Annotated in this window: 23 protein-coding genes; 2 read left to right on the top strand and 21 right to left on the bottom strand. The window is 73.9% G+C overall.

Translation table 11 applies throughout. The features are described 5' to 3' along the window. Positions 1 to 7 precede the first annotated feature (7 nt). From R2E43_RS12045 to R2E43_RS12005, 9 genes are all read right to left on the bottom strand, one after another. Positions 8 to 661 (bottom strand): TetR/AcrR family transcriptional regulator, encoded by a 654-nt coding sequence (locus R2E43_RS12045; protein ID WP_011030160.1) that lies wholly within the window; start codon positions 659 to 661, stop codon positions 8 to 10. A 285-nt stretch (positions 662 to 946) separates the two neighbouring features. After that, positions 947 to 1885, bottom strand: coding sequence for an AurF N-oxygenase family protein (locus tag R2E43_RS12040; protein WP_332056189.1), 939 nt, complete (start codon positions 1883 to 1885; stop codon positions 947 to 949). A 147-nt stretch (positions 1886 to 2032) separates the two neighbouring features. Then, positions 2033 to 2539 carry a DUF3291 domain-containing protein gene (locus tag R2E43_RS12035; RefSeq protein ID WP_079021135.1) on the bottom strand — a complete coding sequence of 169 codons (507 nt, stop codon included), beginning with the start codon at positions 2537 to 2539 and terminating at the stop codon, positions 2033 to 2035. A 45-nt stretch (positions 2540 to 2584) separates the two neighbouring features. Beyond that, positions 2585 to 4042 carry a penicillin-binding transpeptidase domain-containing protein gene (locus tag R2E43_RS12030; RefSeq protein WP_003973670.1) on the bottom strand — a complete coding sequence of 486 codons (1458 nt, stop codon included), beginning with the start codon at positions 4040 to 4042 and terminating at the stop codon, positions 2585 to 2587. 16 nt (positions 4043 to 4058) lie between these two features. Continuing rightward, positions 4059 to 5432 (bottom strand): FtsW/RodA/SpoVE family cell cycle protein, encoded by a 1374-nt coding sequence (locus R2E43_RS12025; protein WP_016327268.1) that lies wholly within the window; start codon positions 5430 to 5432, stop codon positions 4059 to 4061. Between the two features lie 43 nt (positions 5433 to 5475). After that, complete coding sequence (locus tag R2E43_RS12020) at positions 5476 to 5943, bottom strand: SH3 domain-containing protein (protein ID WP_003973668.1); 468 nt, start codon at positions 5941 to 5943, stop codon at positions 5476 to 5478. Positions 5944 to 6050: 107 nt separating this feature from the next. After that, positions 6051 to 7295, bottom strand: coding sequence for an ATP-binding protein (locus R2E43_RS12015; protein ID WP_003973667.1), 1245 nt, complete (start codon positions 7293 to 7295; stop codon positions 6051 to 6053). Then, positions 7292 to 8110: a lipoprotein gene (locus tag R2E43_RS12010; protein ID WP_011030164.1), complete on the bottom strand. Its 819-nt coding sequence runs from the start codon at positions 8108 to 8110 to the stop codon at positions 7292 to 7294. Before R2E43_RS12010 ends, R2E43_RS12015 begins: the two co-directional genes overlap by 4 nt. A 127-nt stretch (positions 8111 to 8237) precedes the next feature. After that, a complete protein-coding gene (locus R2E43_RS12005) occupies positions 8238 to 8744 on the bottom strand; it encodes a protein-tyrosine phosphatase family protein (protein ID WP_332056188.1) in 507 nt (168 codons plus the stop codon). Between the two features lie 108 nt (positions 8745 to 8852). Here R2E43_RS12005 and R2E43_RS12000 point away from each other — a divergent pair, with 108 nt between their 5' ends. Further along, on the top strand, positions 8853 to 9656 hold the full coding sequence (locus tag R2E43_RS12000; RefSeq protein ID WP_332056187.1) for an NERD domain-containing protein: 804 nt from the start codon (positions 8853 to 8855) through the stop codon (positions 9654 to 9656). Between the two features lie 91 nt (positions 9657 to 9747). Here the strand turns inward: R2E43_RS12000 and ligD are convergent, their stop codons facing one another. Continuing rightward, positions 9748 to 10629, bottom strand: a complete 882-nt coding sequence (gene ligD, locus R2E43_RS11995) for a non-homologous end-joining DNA ligase (RefSeq protein ID WP_332056186.1) — start codon at positions 10627 to 10629, stop codon at positions 9748 to 9750. A 55-nt stretch (positions 10630 to 10684) separates the two neighbouring features. Here ligD and ku point away from each other — a divergent pair, with 55 nt between their 5' ends. Next, positions 10685 to 11773 (top strand): non-homologous end joining protein Ku, encoded by a 1089-nt coding sequence (gene ku / locus R2E43_RS11990; RefSeq protein WP_189283899.1) that lies wholly within the window; start codon positions 10685 to 10687, stop codon positions 11771 to 11773. Positions 11774 to 11795: 22 nt separating this feature from the next. Here ku and R2E43_RS11985 read toward each other — a convergent pair whose 3' ends face one another. From R2E43_RS11985 to R2E43_RS11935, 11 genes are all read right to left on the bottom strand, one after another. Continuing rightward, positions 11796 to 12359 (bottom strand): hypothetical protein, encoded by a 564-nt coding sequence (locus tag R2E43_RS11985; protein ID WP_011030167.1) that lies wholly within the window; start codon positions 12357 to 12359, stop codon positions 11796 to 11798. 292 nt (positions 12360 to 12651) lie between these two features. After that, entirely contained in the window at positions 12652 to 13398 is a 747-nt protein-coding gene (locus tag R2E43_RS11980; protein WP_003973661.1) for a DUF4142 domain-containing protein, read from the bottom strand. A gap of 163 nt (positions 13399 to 13561) precedes the next feature. Continuing rightward, complete coding sequence (locus R2E43_RS11975) at positions 13562 to 13996, bottom strand: PPOX class F420-dependent oxidoreductase (protein ID WP_003973660.1); 435 nt, start codon at positions 13994 to 13996, stop codon at positions 13562 to 13564. 26 nt (positions 13997 to 14022) lie between these two features. Further along, on the bottom strand, positions 14023 to 14940 hold the full coding sequence (locus R2E43_RS11970) for a DUF3152 domain-containing protein (RefSeq protein ID WP_030872668.1): 918 nt from the start codon (positions 14938 to 14940) through the stop codon (positions 14023 to 14025). A gap of 244 nt (positions 14941 to 15184) precedes the next feature. Beyond that, entirely contained in the window at positions 15185 to 15520 is a 336-nt protein-coding gene (locus R2E43_RS11965) for a TcmI family type II polyketide cyclase (protein ID WP_003973658.1), read from the bottom strand. A 33-nt stretch (positions 15521 to 15553) separates the two neighbouring features. Further along, complete coding sequence (locus R2E43_RS11960) at positions 15554 to 16033, bottom strand: SRPBCC family protein (protein ID WP_003973657.1); 480 nt, start codon at positions 16031 to 16033, stop codon at positions 15554 to 15556. Position 16034: 1 nt separating this feature from the next. Continuing rightward, a complete protein-coding gene (locus tag R2E43_RS11955) occupies positions 16035 to 16307 on the bottom strand; it encodes an acyl carrier protein (protein WP_011030170.1) in 273 nt (90 codons plus the stop codon). A gap of 68 nt (positions 16308 to 16375) precedes the next feature. Further along, positions 16376 to 17650, bottom strand: a complete 1275-nt coding sequence (locus R2E43_RS11950) for a ketosynthase chain-length factor (protein ID WP_106517740.1) — start codon at positions 17648 to 17650, stop codon at positions 16376 to 16378. Then, positions 17647 to 18918, bottom strand: a complete 1272-nt coding sequence (locus R2E43_RS11945; RefSeq protein WP_332056185.1) for a beta-ketoacyl-[acyl-carrier-protein] synthase family protein — start codon at positions 18916 to 18918, stop codon at positions 17647 to 17649. Before R2E43_RS11945 ends, R2E43_RS11950 begins: the two co-directional genes overlap by 4 nt. After that, on the bottom strand, positions 18915 to 19388 hold the full coding sequence (locus R2E43_RS11940) for a cupin domain-containing protein (RefSeq protein ID WP_003973653.1): 474 nt from the start codon (positions 19386 to 19388) through the stop codon (positions 18915 to 18917). Before R2E43_RS11940 ends, R2E43_RS11945 begins: the two co-directional genes overlap by 4 nt. Positions 19389 to 19543: 155 nt before the next feature. Beyond that, positions 19544 to 20737, bottom strand: a complete 1194-nt coding sequence (locus R2E43_RS11935; protein ID WP_003973652.1) for a SchA/CurD-like domain-containing protein — start codon at positions 20735 to 20737, stop codon at positions 19544 to 19546. Positions 20738 to 20844 lie beyond the last annotated feature (107 nt).

Here is a 20844-nt window from a genome sequence, read left to right as displayed (position 1 = left end):
CCCGGTGTCAGAGGTCCGCCGCCAGCGTCTCGACCAGCGCCGCGCTCTGCGGGTCGCGGCGGGCGGTGACCGTCAGTACGGCGAGGAACTGCTCCACCAGCCAGTCCCGCAGCTCGTCGAAGGGCGGCTGCTTGTCCTCGTCCAGCCAGATCAGCGAGGCCGCCTCCACCGCCGTGATCCACATCCGGACGGTCATCCGCAGCCGGGGGCCGGGCTCGGCGACGTCCAGGTGGCGCATGATGTGGTCGGCGGCGGCCCGGCGTACGCCGTCCACGATGCCCGAGGTCTGCGAGGTCTCGACCACGCTGCCGCCGCGCAGCAGGGCGCTGAAGCCGGTGTCGTGCTCGTCGACGAAGGTGAGGTAGCGGTCCAGGGCGCGGGAGAGCCGGGCCAGCAGCGGGCCCTTGCGGGGTTCGTCGAAGCAGAGCCGCAGCTCGTCGGCGGCGGAGCTGAGCGCGGCCTCGTACAGCTGCTGCTTGCCGCCGGGGAAGTACCGGTACACCAGCGGCCGCGAGACCCCCGCCTGCTCGGCGACGTCGTCCAGGGAGACCTCCTCCGGGGGCCGGTGCGCGAAGAGGGCGAGCGCCGCGTCCAGCAACTGGACGCGGCGCTCCTCCACGCTGAGGCGGCGGTAGGCGGGGGTGGGGGCCTGCGGGGTCATGAACCGCAGCGTAACCCGCACGACCGGGCATCCACCCACGTCGGCGAGGCGGACCGGCCGAACCAGGGCCTGTCCGGCGGATCATGCCGCAGACGCGGGGTCTGGCACGCCCATCTGCGGCGTTGTCGTCGGTTGCCGACTCCCCCACGCTCGACTGCGCTCGCGCGGGGGGACCCCCATCGCGTCGACGCCCTCCTCCGCCTTGCAGCTGCACGCACCAGACCCCGCTCACCAGCGACAATGAGGTGCCGTGTCTTTCCTGCGACCTGATCCGCCGGACAGGCCCTAGGCCAGCAGGCCCGAGGACCGCCACAGCTTGCGGCCGGCGCCGCGCAGGACGCCGATGTCGTCCAGGAAGTCGGTCAGGCGCTTCGCGCCGGTCTGCATGATCTCCTTGCGGTGGCCACTGGCCCGGACCTGGGCCAGGGCCTCCCGCTTGTCCAGGCCGACGTTCGTGTAGACCTCGGGGTTGATGAAGGCCTTGGAGAAGACGCGGGCGAACTCGCCGGAGGTGACCCGGGTGAACTCCTGCGACCACTTCGGGGCCGTCACCATCTGCCGGCGCAGCTCCTCACGGGCGTACCGCACGTGCCGGGCCTCCTCCACGACGTGGATGCGCGTGACGCCCCGGATCAGCGGCTGGATCCGCTCGTCCGGGAAGGTCAGGCGCTGCATCCAGTCCAGGACCTCCTCGCCGAGCAGCGTGGCGGTGAAGGAGCCGGGCGTGGTGGAGATCGTCTTGAACAGGCGCCCCAGGTGCTGGTGGACCGGGCTCACCGGATACCACGGGGTCTCCCCGCGCGATATCAGCCGGGCGAACATCTTCGAGTGCCGGCACTCGTCCTCGATCTCGGTCAGCGCGTAGCGTACGTGGGCGCTCGTCGCCGCCTTGTCGTAGATGTGCCGCACCAGGAGCTGCATCAGGATCAGCTCGAACCAGATGCCGAGCGAGGCGAGCGCGGCGGCCTCGTGCTGGGAGAGCGCGATGCGCTGCTCCTCGCTCATCCGCTGCCACATCGGCGTGTCGTACAGCGACACCAGCTCCGGCGGCCAGAACCACTTGCCGTCCTCGAACGGCGCGTCCCAGTCCAGCTCCTTGTCCGGGTCGAAGGAGTGCTTGGCGGACGAGTCGAGCAGCCGTTCGGCCACCTGCTCCCGGTCCTTGAGCAGGCCGAGCGCGTCGCGCAGGCCCTCGAGCGCGTCGGCTTCCGTCAGGGTCGTCATGGCTGTGTCCCACCTCGTCGAACGGATCGTGTTACCCGCGGTCACTCCAGCTTGCTCCGTCTTATGAGACTGCGTGTCAGTAAGCTCGTCAATCCCCTGCGCGGAACTTGTTGACCGCGAGTAAAGAAGTGAGAGGTGTTCAGGTCCTCAGACCGAGCAGTCCAGCCCCTCCGGCACCTCGCCCGGGACCGGCTCCGACGCCCCGGCCGGGTAGGACGTCCGCAGGGTGAAGGCGTACGGCGTGGGGCCGTGGGTGCGCAGGTGGCGCAGGCGGGACTCCGCCTCCGCGACCGTCGGGCGGTGGCCCGCGGGCACCCACCACAGGGCGGTGACGGCCTCCGCCGGCCGCTCGAACCACTCGCGCCGCCGGGCCAGCATCTTCCGGTGCCGCCCCTGGTACATGAACGCCGTCAGGGCGTCCGCGTCCCGCCACATGGTCAGGTTGACGATCAGCCAGGAGTCCCCGAAGACCGGGATGTCGGTGGCGTCGCCGCCCTCGCTCTGGAGCCGCCACACGAAGCCGTCCGCCGCGTCGGCCGCGGCGTTCACCGGTTCGAGCGCGTCCACGAAGTCCTTCAACTGCGGTGAGTCCAGCGGGGCCTTGAGGCGGGCGATGTTGACCTGGGCGAGTTCGTGCACGGCGTCTTCAGTCATGTACCGAACGTTAGGTCGGGAGCTTCGGCCGGCGGTACCCCCGTCTCATCCCCCGAGCACCGCCTCCATCACCGCACGCGCGATCGGCGCCGCCAGCCCGCCTCCGCTGACCCCCTGCCGGTCCGACGCCGTGCCCTCGACCACCACCGCCACCGCGACCTTCGGCTCGATGTCCCCGGCGCCCCGCGCCCAGGAGATGAACCACGCGTACGGCGTGCCCGAGTTGCCGACGCCGTGCTGGGCGGTGCCGGTCTTGCCGCCGACGGTGGCGCCGGGGATCGCCGCCTTCGCGCCGGTGCCCTTGTCCACCACGCCGGTCATCAGCTCCTTGAGCAGCGCGGCCGTCGAGGGGCGCATCACCTCGCGGGAGGGCCGGGACCCGGCCGCCGCCACCAGGCTGCCGCCCGCCCGCAGCGTCCGCTCCACCAGGTACGGCGAGCGCACCTGGCCGCCGCCCGCCACCGCCGCCGCCACCGTCGCCATCTGCAGCGGCGTCGCCCGGGTGTTGTACTGGCCGATCGACGACAGGCCGAGCTGCGCCCGGTCCACGCTGGTGTCGAAGGTGCTCCGTGCGACGGGGAAGGGGACCCGCAGTCCGTCGTCGTTGAAGCCGAAGGCCTCCGCCATCGCCGTCATGCCGCGCACGCCCACGTCCACGCCGAGCTTGGCGAACACCGTGTTGCAGGACCACTCGAACGCCTCCCGCAGCGAGGCGTTCCGGCACCCGTCGGCCTCGTTCGTGAGCTTCGTCCGCGTCCCGGGCAGGGTGTACGGGTCGGGGGAGCGGGTCGGCGCGTCCAGGTCCCGGATCACCCCCGCCTCCAGCGCCGCCGCCGCGGTGACCACCTTGAACGTCGAACCCGGCGGATAGGTCCGGCTCACCGCCCGGTTGAGCATCGGCTTGTCGGGGTCGGCGTTCAGCCGCTTCCAGGTGCGGGTGGCCGCGGCACTGTTGCCGGAGAGCAACTGCGGGTCGTAGGAGGGGGTGGAGACCAGGGCCAGCACGCGGCCCGTGGCCGGCTCGATCGCGGCCACCGCGCCCTTGCGCCCGCCGAGCCCCTCGAAGGCCGCCCGCTGCGCGGCCCCGTGGATCGTCGTCACCACGTCGCCGCCCGGGTTGTGGGCCCCCGTCACGTCGTTCCACAGCGGCAGCGGCGCGAGCATCGGGTCGGCGCCGGACAGCAGGCCGTCCTCGGCGTGTTCGAGCAGCGTCGTCCCGTACGCCTGGGAGGCGAAGCCGGTGATCGGCGCGTACATCGGCCCGTCGGCGTAGGTCCGCTCGAAGCGCAGGTGCTCACCGGTGTCCCGGGAGCCGGTGACCGCCCCGCCGCCGACCAGGATGTCGCCGCGCGGCTGCTGGTAGCGGGCGATGTCGGGGCGGCGGTTGGCCGGGTTGTCGTCGTACTCCGGCTTCTGGACGATCTGCACCCGGGCCGCGTTGACCACCAGGGCGACCAGCAGCAGGGCGCAGAAGACGGCGGCGTGCCGGATGTTCCGGGTCACCGCAGCTGCCCCCCGCTCACGGCTCCGCCCGCCCGCCGGCCTGGCTGCGGGCCGCGTGGCTGACCCGGATCAGCAGCGCCACGATCGCCCAGTTGGTGACGACCGAGGACCCGCCCTGCGCCAGGAACGGCATCGCCATGCCGGTCAGCGGGATCAGCCCGGTCACCCCGCCCGCGATGACGAACACCTGGAGCGCGACGATCGAGGAGAGTCCGACCGCGAGCAGCCGGCCGAAGGGGTCGCGGGCGCCGAGCCCCGCCCGGTAGCCGCGCTCCACCAGCAGCCCGTACAGCAGGAAGACGGCGCTCAGGCCGAGGAAGCCCAGCTCCTCGCCGGCCGTCGCCAGGATGAAGTCCGACTTGACGGCGAAGCCGATCAGGACCGAGTGGCCGAGGCCGAGACCGGTGCCGGTCACCCCGCCCGCCGCGAAGGCGAAGAGGGACTGGGCCAGCTGGTTCGGGCCGTGGCCCGCCTCGATGGACGCGAAGGGGTGCAGCCAGTCCTCCACCCTGCTGTGCACGTGCGGCTCCAGCCAGCCCACGGCGACCGCGCCCAGCGACGCCAGCAGCAGCCCGACGGCGATCCAGCCGGTGCGGCCGGTGGCGACGTAGAGCAGGACCACGAACAGGCCGAAGAAGAGGAGCGAGGTGCCCAGGTCCCGCTCCAGGACCAGGACGCCGACGCTGACCAGCCACACCGCCAGGATCGGGCCGAGCACCCGGCCGGTGGGCAGTTGCAGCCGCCACACCCGGCGGCCCGCGTAGGCCAGCGCGCTGCGGTTGGCGGCCAGGTAGGCGGCGAAGAACACCGCGAGCAGCACCTTGGCGAACTCGCCGGGCTGGATGGAGAAGCCCTCGATCCGGATCCAGATGCGGGCGCCGTTCACCGCCGGGAAGAAGATCGGCACGGTGAGCAGGGCGAGCGCCGCAGCGACGCACACGTAGGCGTAGCGCTGCAGGACCCGGTGGTCGCGCAGGAGCAGGACGACCACAATGAACAGCGCGACACCCAGCGTCGACCAGACCAGCTGGGTCGGGGCCGCCCGGTCGCCGGGGGTCTCCAGGTCGAGCCGGTAGATCAGCACCAGGCCGAGGCCGTTGAGCAGCACCCCGATGGGCAGCAGCAGCGGATCGGCGTACGGGGCGCGCAGCCGTACCGCCAGGTGGGCGAGGAGCGCGAGCACCCCGAGCCCGGCGCCGTAACCGGCGGCGCCGGGAGGAAGGGCGTCGTGCTGGGCGAGGCCCACGTTGCAGTAGCCGAAGACCGACAGCAGGACGGCCATGAGGATGAGCGCGAGTTCGATGCCCCGGCGCCGGGGGAGCCGGGCGACGGGAGCGGGGGTGTCCGCCTGTGCCACGGTGATCCCGGTTCCGGTTCCGGCCTTGGTCATGTCCGGAACTTACCCAAATGGTGTGGTGTGCGCGGCGTCCGGCTCAGCACCAGCGCGGCGCGGGGCCGATGTTGTCGATGTACCGGGCCGCCCCCCAGGCCCAGGTGCCGTCCGTGAGGAGGTACCACAGCGGGTTGCCCTGCACCCTGGAGCCGGGCGTCTTGCAGTAGATGGAGACGACCTCGCCCCGGCGGGCGTACCGGATGACGTCCGCACCACGACTCGGCGAGGTGCGCAGCGCGAGCCGGTCGGCCGTCACGACACCCCGGTAGCGGCCCTGCTCCTGGCGGCCGTCGCTCCCGCCCCACGCGCCGCCGCCGCTTCCTCCCCCGTCTCCTCCCCTGTTCCCGCCGCCGGTGACGGCGGACGTGGAGCCGGCGTCGCCGCCCCACTCGTCGTTCGCGGCGGCGGGTGTGACGGCGACGGCGGTGGCGAGCGCGCCGGCCGCGAGGGCGGTGGCGAGGCCGCGGACCAGGGGCGAACGCGAGGCCGGTGCGGACAGTGGCGACATGGGAGTACCTCCCGGGAGCGAACGGGTCTTCAGGTGACTAACCGCCACATTAGGAGCGCCCCGCAGGCCCCGCCCGCCGCACTGAGCCATCGGGGAAGACGCCGTGGTCAGGGCTGCTGAGGCAGCGTCAGCCGGGCCAGCGCACCGCCGTCCGGCGGATTGGTGAACTCCAGCCGCGCCCCGAGCACCTCGGCCTGCCCCAGCGCGATCGTCAGCCCCAGGCCGTGCCCCTTCGCCCCGCCCTCGGTGCGAAAGCGCTGCGGGCCGTGCGCGAGCAGGTACTCCGGATAGCCGTCCCCGTGGTCCCGCACGGTGATCACCGCACCGTCCACGGTCAGCACCACCGGCGCCCGCCCGTGCCGGTGGGCGTTCGCGACCAGGTTGCCCAGCACCCGCTCCAGACGCCGCCGGTCGGTCTCCACCCGCGCGTCCCGTACGACGTCCACGCGCGTGTCGGTGCCCGAGCCCCGCAGGACCCGCCGGACCAGCGCGCCCAGCTCCTCCGGCTCCGTCGCCGGCCGCTCCCGCCCGCTCTCCAGCCGGGAGATCTCCAGCAGGTCCTCGGTGAGCGTGCGCAGCGCCGCCACCCGGTCCCGCACCAGCTCGGTGGGGCGGCCCGGCGGCAGCAGCTCGGCCGCCGCGTGCAGTCCGGTGAGCGGGGTGCGCAGCTCGTGCGCCACGTCCGCGGTGAACCGCTGCTCGGCCAGCAGCTTGCCCTGCAACGACGAGGCCATGGAGTCCAGCGCGGCGGCGACCGACGCCACCTCGTCCTGCGGGCGCGTCGGATCCTGCGCGCGCGGATCACCCACCCGCGCGTCGAGGTCGCCCGCGCTGATCCGCCGTGCCACCCGCGCCGTCGTGTGCAGCCGCCGCGTCACCCGCGTCACCGCGAACGCGCCGACCAGCAGCGTCGCCCCGATCGCCAGCGCCGACGACCACACGAGCGTGCCGTCCAGGCCGTCGATGGTGGCCTGTCCCTGGGAGTGGTCGACCCGCACCGCCAGCACCCGGCCGCCGTCGGCCGGCCCCGCCGCCCACATCGTGGGGCGCCCCGCGTACTCGGCGAGCATCGTGCCGCGCCGGCCCGAGGCGGCCAGTTCGCGCAGCTGCCGCGGCAGCCCCGCCGGATCGATGCCGGCCCCGCGCCGCAGCGGATCCCCCGCCTCGTAGGACTCGGTCGCCTCGCCCAGCCGGGACAGGGCCGCGTCGCGCGCCTGGCCGACGGTCCGGTTGGTCACCGAGACGTGCACCAGGACGCCGAGCAGCGCGGCGAGCCCGCAGCACATCACGGTGATGAAGACGGCCGCCTTCACGGCCAGCGGTCCGGTCCACCGAGGGAGGGCGAGCCTCACCGGGCGCTCGCCGAGGGCGACGCGGACGGTGCGGCCGGGGGCGACGAGGGTGGTGCGGCCGAGCGCGACACGGAGGGCGACGGCGAGGCGGAGGGACGCCTGGCGTGCCGTCCGCCGTCGTCGGTGCGCAGCATCTCGTCGCTGGTCAGCAGCATGGCCCGCTGGTCGGCGTCCCAGGTCCACTGAAGGCGGTACTCGTACCCGGCGACCTCCGAGGGCGAGCGGACGATCACCGTGCGCCCGGCCAGCTCGACCGCGCTCACGGCGTCCTCGTAGGACATGATCCGCACGAGCCGGTCCTTCTCGACGGTGTAGACCCGCACGGCGGTCAGCCGGTCCGGCAGCAGCCGGAAACCCAGCGTCATCTCGGGACGCCCGTCCCCGGTCAGGTCGCGGTAGTACGGCCGCAGCACCGGGCAGCCGCCGGGCTCGTCCCCGGCACCGTCCGCGCCGCAGTCCGCCATCCGCGCCGACGTCTCGTGGTACCGCGCCCCGGCGCCCGCGTAGTCGTCCGGGTGCGCGGCGATCTCGGCCCGCACCGCGGCCACCGGGTCCGCCCTGCGGATGTCGCCACCGGGCACGGCGACGCCCTTCATCGGCGCGTGCTCCACCTCGCCGATGTCGTACGCCGGACTGGACGCCGGGGTCAGGCCGGGCCACAGCCGGGCCGGATGGTGCGCGGCGGGCGTCGCCCCGGCACTCTCCAGGCCGCCGGTGTCCCCGCAGGCCGCCAGCACGCCGGTCGCGGCGGTCGCCAGGAGCAGCGCGAGGGCGGCGGGGACGCGGGCGGGGCGCCCGCGGCGGCTCGGGAGCACTGCACTCCTGGGGTTCGGGGGATCGGCGTCGGCGGTCCCGCACGGCCGCGGGCGGCACCGCGGGCATCGCGGCACCGCACGCGACGCCGTACGGAAGGCCATTTTGCGTGCGCACGGGCCCGCCGGGCTACTCGGCCGGTTCCTCCAGCAGCCGCACGGTGGCCAGGCCGGTCCGGAGATAGGCCACGAACAGCTCGTTGTGCAGCGCCCACGGCGAGCGCCGGGCCCGGACCAGCCGGATCGCCTCCTCGGCGCCGCTGCCCCGGCGCATCAGGGTGTGCGCGACGACGAGACCGGAGCGGTTGTACCCGTGGTAGCAGCGGACGAGGACCTTGCGGCCGCCGTCCAGCGCCTCGTCCGCGGCCCGGGCCAGCCGGATCACCCCGGCGAGCTGGGTGCCGTCCAGGGGCCCGTCCGGGATCGGCCACACATGGTGCTCGACGCCTTCGTCCGGCCCGTGCCCGGGCAGCCGCAGCAGCGTCTGCACGAGGTCGAACTCGGCCCGCACCACGGCGAACTCCAGCCGCCCCGGCGTGGGCCGGAACTCGTGCCCGCCCATCCACAGGCCCGGCACGATCTCGTCCCACGGCCGGTCCGGGGCCGGCACGTCCGGACCTTTCCCACGGGTACGCACAGCCACCTCCCCAGTCCCGCCCAGGGTCTGCCCAACTCGTCCCGAAAGCAACCGGCTTCTTGCCCTCGCGGCACCTCGCCTGCTCCCATGGGCGGGGGTGGTGATGGCATGGACGGACTGCGCGTCGTGCCGACCCGGCGACACGGCCGGGAACGGCTCTACGTCTGCCTCCCGGACGGCGGGAACGTCGCCTGGTACGACCGCGAGGAGGCCCGCGTCAGCCTGCTGAGCGACGACCGCAGGGCCGAGGTGCTCCAGGCCCTCGGCCCCTTCGTCACCGGCCCGGTCACGGTCGGCCCGCCGCCGGTCCCGACCCCGGCCGAGCTGGCCCGGCTCACCCTGCACCCCGACGACGACCTGGCCCCCAACCGGCCCGGCGAGGCCCTCCTGGTCGCCCTGGAACGCGCGCCGGGCCCGGCACACCGGCTGCGCCCCGACCCGCGCCGCCGGGCGCTGGCCGCCGAGCAGGCGACCGGGACCGCCCTCGACCGCCTCGACGGCGCCGGCCTGCACACCCTGCACTCGCTCCCGCTGCCCGGCGGCGACCGTATCCACCACCTGCTGATCGGGCCCGGTGGTCTCTTCGCCCTCCACGTGCTGCCCGCCCGCGGACAACGGGTGCGGGTCGCCGACCCGCTGGTGGCGCTGGGCCGCCGGACCCCCCGCCCCCTGCTGGACCGGGTCCGCGCCGACGCCGACCGGGCCTCGTACGCCCTGACGGCCGAGGTCCACCCGGTGCTCGTCCTCGCCGGGCCGGCGCACGTGACCGTCACCGCCCCGCCCCGCTCGGTGCGCGTCCTCACGGACCGGGAGCTGCCGGACCTGGCCCGGACGGGCGGGGTGCTGAAACCGGCGGACGTGGAGGCCCTGCACGCCATGGCCCGGGACCGGGCCACCTGGCAGGGCGTCTGAGGGCACGCCCGCTTCCGAGGTCCGTCCGCGTCCGAGGACCCGTCCGCCTCCGAGGTCCGTACGGCGTCCGCGGTCCGTCCGAGGGCCCGGCTCAGGGCAGCGCCGCCGCCCGCCGCCGGTCGAACAGCGGGGCCAGCAGGTCGCCGTGGTCCCGCACCCGCCGTCCGACGTCCGGCGTCAGGAAGGCGAACCGCTCCGCCCGCCCGCACCCGGCGACCTCCTCCCACGTCACCGGCGTGGAGACCGCGGGCACGCCGCGGGCGCGCACGGTGTACGGGGCGGCCGTGGTCTTGCGGGCGGCGTTCTGGCTCCAGTCCACGAACACCTTCCCGGGCCGCAGGCTGCGCGTCATCCGGTGCACCACCAGCTCCGGCAGCGCCCGCTCCGCCTCCACGGCGAGCCCCTTCGCGTACTCCGACACCCGCTCCGAGGACGCGCCCCGCACCCCCGCCAGCAGGTGCAGCCCCTTGGCCCCGGAGGTCTTGGCGTACGCCTCGACCCCGTCCGCCGCCAGCCGCTCCCGCAGCCACAGCGCGACCTCGCAGCACTGCACCACGGTCGCGGGCGGCCCCGGGTCCAGGTCGAACACCAGCCGGTCGGCCTCGCCGGGATCGTCCACGGTCCACTGGTGGGTGTGGAACTCGGTCACCAGGTTCGCCGCCCACATCAGGCTCGCCAGGTCCTGCACCAGCACCATCCGGGCCGGGCCCTCCGAGCGGGGCACCTCGGCCGTGGTGACCCAGTCGGGCGTACCCGGCGGCACGTTCTTGGTGAAGAACACCTGGCCGTCCGGGCCGTCCGGATACCGCAGGAAGGAGACCGCGCGGTCCCGCAGGTGCGGCAGCAGCACCTCGGCGGTCGTCGCGTAGTAGTGCAGCAGCTCGCCCTTGGTGAGGCCGGCCGCGGGATACAGCACCTTGTCCAGGTTGCTGAGGGCCACCCGCCGCCCCTCCACTTCCGTCATCGGCGCCATACCATGAGAATCTCATGAAACAGTCACAAAACGCCCGAAAGGAACGGTGCTGCACGTGCGATCCATCTGGAACGGCGCCATCTCCTTCGGCCTGGTCAGCATCCCGATCAAGCTGGTGAACGCCACCGAGAGCCACTCCGTCTCCTTCCGGCAGATCCACACGGAGGACGGCGGCCGGATCCGCTACCGCAAGGTGTGCGAACTGGAGGACCGCGAGGTCACCCAGGCCGAGATCGGCAAGGCCTACGAGGACGCCGACGGTTCGATGATCCCGATCACCGACGAGGACCTGTCCCAGCTGCCGATCCCGACGGCCCGCACGATCGAGATCGTCGCCTTCGTGCCCGAGGACCGCATCGATCCGCTCCAGATGGGCTCCGCCTACTACCTCGCGGCCAGCGGCGCCCCGGCCGCCAAGCCGTACACGCTGCTGCGCGAGGCGCTCAAGCGCAGCAACCGGGTGGCGATCGCCAAGTTCGCGCTGCGCGGCCGGGAGCGCCTGGGCATGCTCCGGGTCGTCGGCGACGCCATCGCGATGCACGGGCTGCTGTGGCCGGACGAGGTCCGCGCCCCCGAGGGCGTCGCCCCCGAAGGCGGGGTCACCGTGCGCGACCAGGAACTGGACCTCGCCGACGCCCTCATGGACACCCTCGGTGAGATCGACCTGGACGACCTGCACGACGAGTACCGGGAGGCCGTCGAGGAGGTCGTCGCCGCCAAGGCCTCCGGTGAGAAGCCCCCGGAGGCCCGCGAGGAGGCGGCGCCCGGGAAGGTGCTCGACCTGATGGCGGCACTGGAGAGCAGCGTGCGGGCGGCGCGGGAGTCCCGGGACGCCGAGGGGGCGGGCCCGGCGGAGGAGGCGGAGGTCAGGTCCCTGTCGCGGCGCAAGACCTCGTCCCGGGCCCCGAAGGAGACCGGGGGCAAGAAGTCGACGTCGACGGCCGCGAAGAAGACGGCGGCGAAGAGGGCGGAGCCGAAGAAGTCGACGGCCAAGGCCGCCGGGTCCGCGAAGAAGACGGCGGCCGGGAGTCCCGCCAAGGGCACCGCCAAGAAGGCCACGGCCAGGAGCACGGCCCGCAGCGGCGACAAGGGCGCGGCCAAGAGCACCGCCAAGAAGACGGCGTCCCGCAGGCGCAGCGCCTGACCCGGAGCCGGCCGCCGCGCGGTCAGCCGAAGGTCCGGGTGGACGCGGGCGCCCGGGGTATCGCGGACGGGGCGGGTTCGAAGGCGGCGGGGCTCGCGCCGGCGGACTCCGCGGACGCCGGCGTGTCCGCCACGGAGGCCGGCGAGGGCAGGGCGGGGCTTTCCTCCAGGCGCTGCCCGATCGTCTCGGCGGGGCCGCCGCCCGGGGTAGCCGGTCCGGTGGTCAGCTGCGACCACGCGGTCACGGCGAGGGCGACCGCGGCCGCCGTGCCGAGCACGCGGCCCGTCCGCCGCAGCCGGGCCCGCCCGTCCAGCTCGCGCCAGGCCGGTCCGGCCCACGCGTCCTCCCGGCGCCACGGCTCACCGACCGTGTCGTGGGCGCGGCCGGGGTGGCCGGAGCAGTCGGCGGGAGGCTCCGGCCGCGTGCGGCCGGGGATCCGGTCCCGTGCGGCGGGTTCCCGGGGGGCGGAGGCGTGGATGGCGCGCTCGTCGTCCTCCAGGAACAGTCGCCAGACGTACTCGGGGACGACCGGCGCATCGTCCGGTCCGTCCGGGGTGTCGCCGCCGCCCGGTCCGGAAGCGGTCATGGTCCCGCTCCTCCTGTCGTCGGCTCCGGACGGACGCGGGCGGGAGCAGGGGAACGGCCGCCCACCACCGGCTCCGGCGCCGGATGGTCATGGCCCGGCGGACACCGTCGCCCGCCACCTGCGAAGAACGTGCGCGCGTGGCGGCCCGTTCCCCGTGCCGCCGGTCGTGACTGGGTCGTAATCGGTGACCGTGCCCGCGTCGGGTTCGCGCGCCGCGCACCGCGCCCGCGTCGGGTTCGCGTCGGGTTCGCGCGCCGCGCCGCCGCGCCCGGGCCCTCGCCCCCCGGGGTCCTCAGGGAGCCGCCGGGGACGGGGCGGGCGTCGGGGAGGCGGTGTTCACGTTCAGGTCGGGGCGCGGCTTGAGCACCAGCACCCGCTCGCCGGGCTGCGGCGGGGGCGGGGTGACCTTCTCCCTCGGCAGCTTCGCCGGGCCCGTCTGCTTGAAGGTGACGTCGTCGTACTCGACCAGCCCGGTCTTCTCCAGCACCGTGATGTGGTCCAGGACGGTGTCGTTGGCCAGGTCCGCCAGCTGCCGCACGAGGGTGTTCTTGGTGGAGGCCCGGATCTTGGCGATGGCCGGGAAGATCTGACCGTGGGTCACCCGCATGATGTTGACCGCCGAAGAGTCGAACTCCCTGCCGCTCTCGGCGTCCACGGCGGCCACGAAGCCCTCCTGCTGCGGGGAGGCCCGGTTGGGCAGCGTGATGCCCAGCTCGGGGGAGATCTCGCGGCACATCGCGTCGAGTCCGGCGTGCCCGACGACCAGATGCTCCCCGGCCGTCTTCATCGCCTTCGTCGTGCCGCGCTCCATCACCATCTCGCCCAGCGGGTACTCCCACAGTCCGGCGGCGCGGACCTTCACCACGAAGTCGCGGTCGGCCTCGGTGAGCGGACCGAACTTCGTACTGGCCACCACCCGGTTCTGGTTGCCGTCGGCCTTGTCCAGACCGAGCACGGCCGGGAAGGCCAGCGCGGTGAGGGTCAGGGTCATCGCACCGAACAGGACGACGACTCCGATCCTGCTGCGGGACAGGCGCATGGTGCCTCCAGGGGCGACGCGGGGACGCGAGGTACGCGCACGTGTGCTCGTGCGCGTACCGGTACGCCAGGAAGTACGGAAGCGGCGGCCGGATCCTTCACCGCTCCGGCACGGAACTTGCGGGCCCGGCGAGGGACCCGCTCCCGGGCCGTCGCCGCGCCGGTCAGCCGATGTCGGCGCCGTACACGCGCTCGACCGTGATGGTGAGCAGCACCCGGCGGTCGGACACCATCGTCGACCGGTACTCGTCCCAGTCCGGGTGCTCCCCGGCCGCGGCGCGGTAGTACTCCACCAGCGCCTCGACCTCCGGTCCGTGCGGGTCGGCACCCGGACCGGTGAGGGTGGCGACGCCCTCGGCGGTGGCCCAGGACCTGCCGTCCGGGGCGGTCACCTCCAGTGCGGCCCGCGGGTCCCGGCGCAGGTTCGCCGTCTTGGCGAGGCCCTCGCGGGTGGAGACCCGGATGACGCCCGCCTCGGGGTCGTAGGCGGGCATGACGGGCGAGAGCTGCGGGCGGCCGTCCGACTTGATCGTCGCCAGTACGCCGAGCCGGCTCTCGGCCAGCAGGACACGGGGATCGAAGCGCGGTGTGGTGGTCATGGACCGATCATCACCCGGAAACGGGCTCAGGACACCGCCGGGCCGCCCAGGTAGTCGCCCTTCTCGTCGTAGGGCCAGGCGTTGGCCACGCATCCCTTGAGGCCCTTGATCTGCTGCATCATCGCCGGAGCGGGCCGGCCCGCTCCGGGGCATGTCTCGTGGCCGTGGCCGATGCGGTGACCGACCTCGTGGTTCACGATCAGGGCCCGGTACTCGTGGATCGGTCCGTCGAACTGGGGGGAGCCCAGCACCCAGCGCTTGAGGTTCACCACGACGTCCGTGCCGACGCTGCAATTGACCTCGCCCCGGGTGAGCAGGCCCGCCGCGCCGCAGATCCGGTCGACGGTGCCCGGCGTGGCGATCTTCACCACGAAGTCGTAGGAGCCGCTGCTGACCAGCCGGAAGGAGTTGGTCCCGTCCTGGGTCCAGCCGCGGCGGTCGGCGAGCACCTCGGATATCTCGGCGGCGGCGGCGCTCGGCCGGATGTCGAGGCCCTCCTCGACCAGGACCTTGTAGCGGCGTACCCGGCTGCCGGTGCCCACGGTCGTGCCGTCGGCCCGGGCGGTGACGAAGGTGCCGGGACCGGTCGCCGGAATGGCGATGGTGGTGGCGGAGGGCGAGGCCGAGGCCGAGGGTGAGGCCGAGGCCGACGCGGAGGCCTTCGGGGACGGTGACGCCGAGGGGGAGGGGGAGGCCGAAGGCGTCCGGGTCGAGGCGTCCAGCGCGTCCGTGACGTCGGCCACCTGGTCGTCCGTCACCGGCGGCCGGGTCTCCCGCCAGTACGCGACGGCCGCCCCCGCGGTGAGCAGGACCGCCCCGAGGGCGAGGCAGGCCAGGACCGCTCGGGCGGGTCCGCGGCGGCTGCGCCTGCGGGCGCGCGGCCTGTGTCCGGCACCGTCCGGCCCGGTTCTTCGGCCGGCCCGGCGGGCGGTGGATCGGCCCACGGTGTGCGTCCTCTCTGCTGGTCGGCGGGGCTGGCCCGGTCGGCCCGGCACAGCGGACTGCGGTGCCGTCGCGCCCCGATGATCCAAGCGGACGGACGTGCGAAAACATCACGGTTTCCGAAGTGTCCCTTCTCACGCGGACATGCGGTCCGTGCGGGCAACCGTTCGATGCCCCGGAACGTCTTCGTCGGGGTCGCCCGGAAACAATCCGGGCGACCCCGACGCATGCGGGGACGGAGTGCCGTCAGCCGGCGGAGGTCCGCTCCCAGCGGTAGAAGCAGCGCGCCATCGCGTCCTTCGGACCGCGCCACGTCGCCGGGTCGTACGCCGAGACGTACGGTTCGAGCCGCTCGCTGACCTGGCGGAACTCCGGGTGCCCGGTCAGCCTGCCGATGGTGGGGGCCGGGTCCTCGTCGCTCTCGATGAGGTGCAGGTACACGCCGTCACCGAACTCGAAGAGGCTGCGCCGGTTGACGCCCACCAGGTGCGGCAGCTCGCCGCTGTCGGACTCCGCGAACACCTTCGCGATGTCCGGTGCCGCGCCGGGTGCCATCCGGGCGACGATCAGTGTGTGGTGCATGAGGGTGCTGCCCTTCGCCGATGTCCGTACGGGTCAGTCGGCGAGCACCGACGCGGTCCGCCGCTCGCCCGCCGCCTGCTCGATCCGGTCCCGGATCAGCGCCATCTGCGTACGCGAGTTGCGGTTGATGTTGTCCGTCATCCAGGCGTCGTCCACGGGCGCGTCCGGCTTCATCGCGAAGTCCTGCGTCCAGCGCATGACGGTGCCCTCGGCGGTCTCCGCGTACTCCCAGACGATGTTCATGTACTGGAAGGGCCCGGTCTCGACCCGCTGGGCGCGGACGGTGCGGGTGACGGGGTCGGCGACCCGCTCGGAGACCCAGCTCCACACCTTGCCGTCGGCGTCCGGGTGCATCGTGAGCCGGAAGGTGACCTTGTCGTCGTCGCGCCCGAGCACCTCCACGGAGGCGTACTCGCTGAACAGGCCGGGCCACTTCTCGATGTCGTTGGTCATGTTCCAGACCAGCTCCATCGGGGCGGCGATGGTGATCTCGTTGTCGGTGTGCCCTGCCATGTCACACTCCCGTCTTGAGGGCGCCGTTGACCAGCGCGAGGAAATCCGCGGGCGTCTTGCAGCGCTCGGCCTGCTCGGGCAGGCCCAGTCCGTACCGCTTCTCCAGCTCGGCCACGATGCCCAGCAGGCCGAGGGAGTCCAGGCCGAAGGTGTCGAAACCGTCGTCGGCCTGCTGCCGGAGGGTGACCGGGTCGACGTGCACGCCGGCGGTGCGCTTCATCAGCGCCGACAGCTCCTCGACGGTCACCTGGTAGTCCAGCTGCTGATCGGTCATGGGTGTCCTCCTTGTCTCGGTTGGCCGGCCACGGGCATCACCCGTGGCCGTTGGTCGTCGTTCTGCCGTCAGCCGCCCTCGGGCGGTACCGCACCCCGGCGCAGGACGAGCGCCGAGTTGGACCCCATGAGGCCGCGCGCCAGGACCAGGGCCGTGCGCGGCTCGGCGGGGCGGGCCCGGCCGGTCACCAGGTCCAGGTCGTGGCACACGTCCCGCACGTGCGGGGTCGGCGGGATCAGCCCGTGCTCCATCGCGAGCACCGCCGTCGCCACGTCCAGCACCGGCGCCGCGCAGTACGCCCGTCCGGTCCCGGTCTTGGGCGCGGTGACCGGCACCCGCGCGGCGTGCGGGCCCAGCGCGTCGGCCAGCGCCAGCGCCTCGGCCCGGTCGGCCTCCGGGACCCCGAGGGCGTCCGCGAAGACCACGTCGACCTCCTCGGGCCGGCACCCCGCCTCGGCCAGGGCGCCCCCGATGGCGCGGGCCAGCCCCTCCCGGGAATCGGCCCAGCGGCCGGGCCCGGTGAAGGTCGCCGCGTGCCCGGCCACCGTCGCCCGCACGTCCGCCCCGCGCTCCCGGGCCGCCTCCTCCTCCTCCACGACGAGCACGGCACCGCCCTCGGCCGGTGCGAAACCGCAGGCCGCCTCGGTGAACGGGCGGTAGGCGCGGTCGGGTTCGGCGGCCCTGCTCAGCTCGGGGTAACCCAGCTGGCAGACGATCGAGTACGGGGCCAGCGGCGCCTCCGTCGCGCCGCAGACCACCGTGTCGGTGCCGTTGCGCACGGCCAGCGCCGCGTGCGCCAGGGCGTCCAGGCCGCCCGCCTCGTCGGCGGCCACGACCCCGCAGGGGCCCTTGAAGTCGTTGCGTATGGAGACCTGACCGGTGCTGGCCGCGTAGAACCAGGCGATCGACTGGTACGGGCCGACGTGGCGCGAGCCGTGCCCCCACAGGTTCTGCAGCTCCCGCTGCCCGAACTCGCCGCCGCCCGAACCCGCCGCGGTGACCACGCCGACCGAGTACGGCGAGTCGACGTCGGCCCGGCCGAACCGGGCGTCGGCCAGCGCGTGCTGGGTCGCGGACAGCGCGAAGTGCGTGAACCGGTCGGTCTGGACGAGGAAGCGGTCCTCGACCGTCTCGGCCGCGTCGAAGCCGTGCACCTCGCCCGCGACCCGCAGCGGCAGGTGCGCGCAGCCCTCCCGGGTGACGGGACCGAGACTGCTGATGCCGTCGGCGACCGCCTTCCAGTGCGCCTCGACACCGGTGCCGTGCGGCGACACCACGCCGAGTCCGGTGACGACCGCTCGCCGGCTCCCACCGCCGGTGCCGGTCCGTTGTGGTCCGCTCATCGCAGCCCTCCTTCACTGCCGCTCAGTACGACCGCGGACTGGAAGCCGCCGAAGCCGCTGCCCACCGACAGCACGTGCCGCAGCGTCCGCTCCCGTGCCTCGCGCGGCACGTAGTCCAGGTCGCACTCGGGGTCGGGGGTCGTGTAGTTGGCGGTGGGCGGCACCACCTGGTGGGCCATCGCCAGGACGCACGCGGCCAGTTCGATGGAGCCGATCGCGCCGAGCGAGTGGCCCACCATGGACTTGATGGAGCTCATCGGCGTCGCGTAGGCGTGCTCGCCCAGCGAGCGTTTGACGGCCGCGGTCTCGTGCCGGTCGTTCTGCTGGGTGCCGGAGCCGTGCGCGTTGACGTAGTCGATCGCCGACCCGTCGAGTTCCGCCATGTCCAGCGCCGTGTCGATGGCCCGCGCCATCTCCAGGCCCTCCTTGGTGAGCCCGGTCATGTGGTAGGCGTTGCCGAAGGTGGCGTAGCCGGAGACCTCGCAGTACACGTCCGCGCCCCGGGCCCGTGCGTGCTCCAGGTCCTCCAGGACCAGCACCGCCGCGCCCTCGCCCATCACGAAGCCGTTGCGGTCCGCGTCGAAGGGCCGGGAGGCGTGCGCGGGGTCGTCGTTGTTCGGCGAGGTCGCCTTGATGGCGTCGAAGCAGGCCATGGTGATCGGCGATATCGGCGAGTCCGCCGCGCCCGCCAGGCACACGTCGACGCGTCCCTCGGCGACCGCGTGGTAGGCGTACCCGACGGCGTCGAGGCCGGACGTGCACCCGGTGGAGACGGTCTGCACCGGCCCGCGCACCCCGAACTCCTCGGCGACCGCGGAGGAGAGGGTGGCCGGGGTGAACGCGCGCTCCAGGTGCGGTTCGGAGCGCCGGTCGTCGACGTCCCAGCGCGAGCCGCGCTCGCTGACCAGGACGTAGTCGTGCTCCAGCCGGGTGGTGCCGCCGACCGCCGTGCCGAGCGTGGCACCGGCCCGCCAGGGGTCCTCGCGGTTCATGTCGAGGTTCGCGTCCCGGACCGCCTCCGAGGCGGCCACCAGCGCGAACTGCACGTACCTGTCGCAGCGCTGGGCGATGGCGAGGCCGAGCCCGTGGTCGGACGGCTCGAAGTCGCACTCGGCGGCGATCTGCGAGCGCAGCCCGGACGGGTCGAACAGGGAGATGCGGCGCGTCGCCGTACGGCCCTCGGACAGCAGCCTCCAGAACTGGGGCGTGCCGATCCCGCCCGGGGCGACGACGCCTATGCCCGTGACGGCGACCCGGCGCCGGGTCATGACACCACCTCGGCCGCGGGGGCGGGCCGCTCGTGCCCGGCCGCGTGGCCCGCGTGCGCACCGTCGCAGGGGAGCGCGTTGCCCTCCGCGTCCTCCGTGTCGACGTGGCCCAGCTCCGGGCGCGGGGCCAGCGGCCCCAGGTGGAACACGAGCCGCGCCTCGACGTCCCCCGCGTTGCGGAAGCGGTGGCGCATGTCCTGCGGGATCAGCAGCCCCTGCCCGGTGCCGAGCGAGTGCGGCACCCCGTCCAGGTCCACCTCGAGGGCGCCCTCCGTGACGTACACGAACTCCTCGGAGTACGGGTGGTAGTGCTCGGCGATGCGGTCGCCGGGCTGCACGATGGCCACGCCCATGAAGCCGCTGGTCGACCCGGCGGTGGTGGGCGTGAGGAGGGCGCGGAGGTCTCCGCCGCGGCGGCGGTTCGGGGCGATGTCGCCGAGGGAGACGATGCGTACCTGCTGGTCTGTCATGTCGTTCACTCCGGGGTGACGGGAGGAAGGAGGGGAGGAGAAGAAGGAGAAGCGGGGGAAGCGGGGGAAGCGGGGGAGCAGGGGCGGCGCGGAAGGCCGCGCGGCCCGGCGGGCACGCCGTCGGGCCCGGCCGGCCGCGCGGTCGGGGGCGTGCTTCAGGAACCGGCCGAACGCCGGTCGGTCAGGGGCGTCATACGGATCCGGCGCAGCAGCCGGGACAGCGTCGCCGCCTCGGCCGGCGACCCGTCGACGCCGACGGCGGCGGCGTCCAGCAGCCGCTCGGCATCCGCGGCGCCCCGGCCGTGCAGGCCGAGGACCTCGGCGGGCGCGTCCTCGGGGTCGCCGTCCACGTCGACGAGCCGTACGACGAGGTCGTCGCGGTGGAAGACGGTGGCCGCCAGCACCGGGCCGTCCGGGTTCCGGGCGGCGGCCGCGTCCTGACGGGCCAGCAGCCGGGCCAGGTCCGGACCGGCGCCGTCGCGTACCGGGTAGAGCAGCGCGAGCCGTTCCCGGCGCGCGCCCGACCGGTCGGGGTACGTCGCGTGGTGGACGGCCGGCATGGCGGCCCGGGTGAAGAAGCGCCGGGCGGACTGCGGGTCGCCGAGGTCCCGGTCCTGCTCCAGATACGGGTTCAGCGCCTCCTCGACGGCCCGTACCCCGGGCTGCCGGGCGACGTGGCGCAACGCGGTCTGCAGGTCGCCGCGCACCTCCACGGCCCGCACGATCCGGTTGCCGGACATGAAGAGCGAGGTGCGCAGCAGCCGCGTGGAGCCGTCCACGTGGGCGTCGGGCGACACGTACTCGGACAGCAGCCGCGCGGTCTCGGCCTCGGTGCCGGGCCGTACGGTGAAGGTGAGGGCGTGCCGTACGACGTTGTCCCCGATCCGGGGCGCGGAGCGCGGCTCACCGGGCGCCGGGCGGCCCCCGTCGGTCTCCCGCAGGACGCTGTAGCGCAGCGAGTGGGTGTCACGGACGCAGGTCGCCAGCGGTTCGACGGTGTCCAGGTGCTCGTCGCTGTTGACCCAGGCCAGGAAGGGCGCGGCGCTCTCCCACTCACTGGTGAGGAGCCACTGGGTCGGATTCTCCAGGGACTGGCACAGCTGGTCGCTGACGTGTCCGGGAACGGCGGCGACCCGGTCGCGGATGCGCTCGTAGGCGTCCAGGAACTCCTGCTGCATTCCGTCGTGGACGTCCAGCATCAGGACGACCCGCACGCGGGAACCGTCGAACGCGGATATCGACACGCCACCCGCGTCCGTCGCCACGGCGGGCGACGTCGCCGACGTCGCTGTGGTCCGCGTCGCGTCCGTGCTCGGGGCATCCGTCGCTACGACGGGAGAGACCGTCATCCGGCCCACCTCTTCTCCGGTCATCCTCGTGGACTGGGGCGATCGTCGGCGGCGCCCGCCAGGCCGGCGGGGTGCGACGGTCGCGTAAGCACGATCGTGGGCCGTGC

This window comes from Streptomyces violaceoruber, assembly GCF_033406955.1.
Classification (GTDB): Bacteria; Actinomycetota; Actinomycetes; order Streptomycetales; family Streptomycetaceae; genus Streptomyces; species Streptomyces violaceoruber.
The sequence above is the reverse complement of the archived record's forward strand: the minus strand, read 5'-3'. Positions and strand labels throughout refer to the sequence as shown.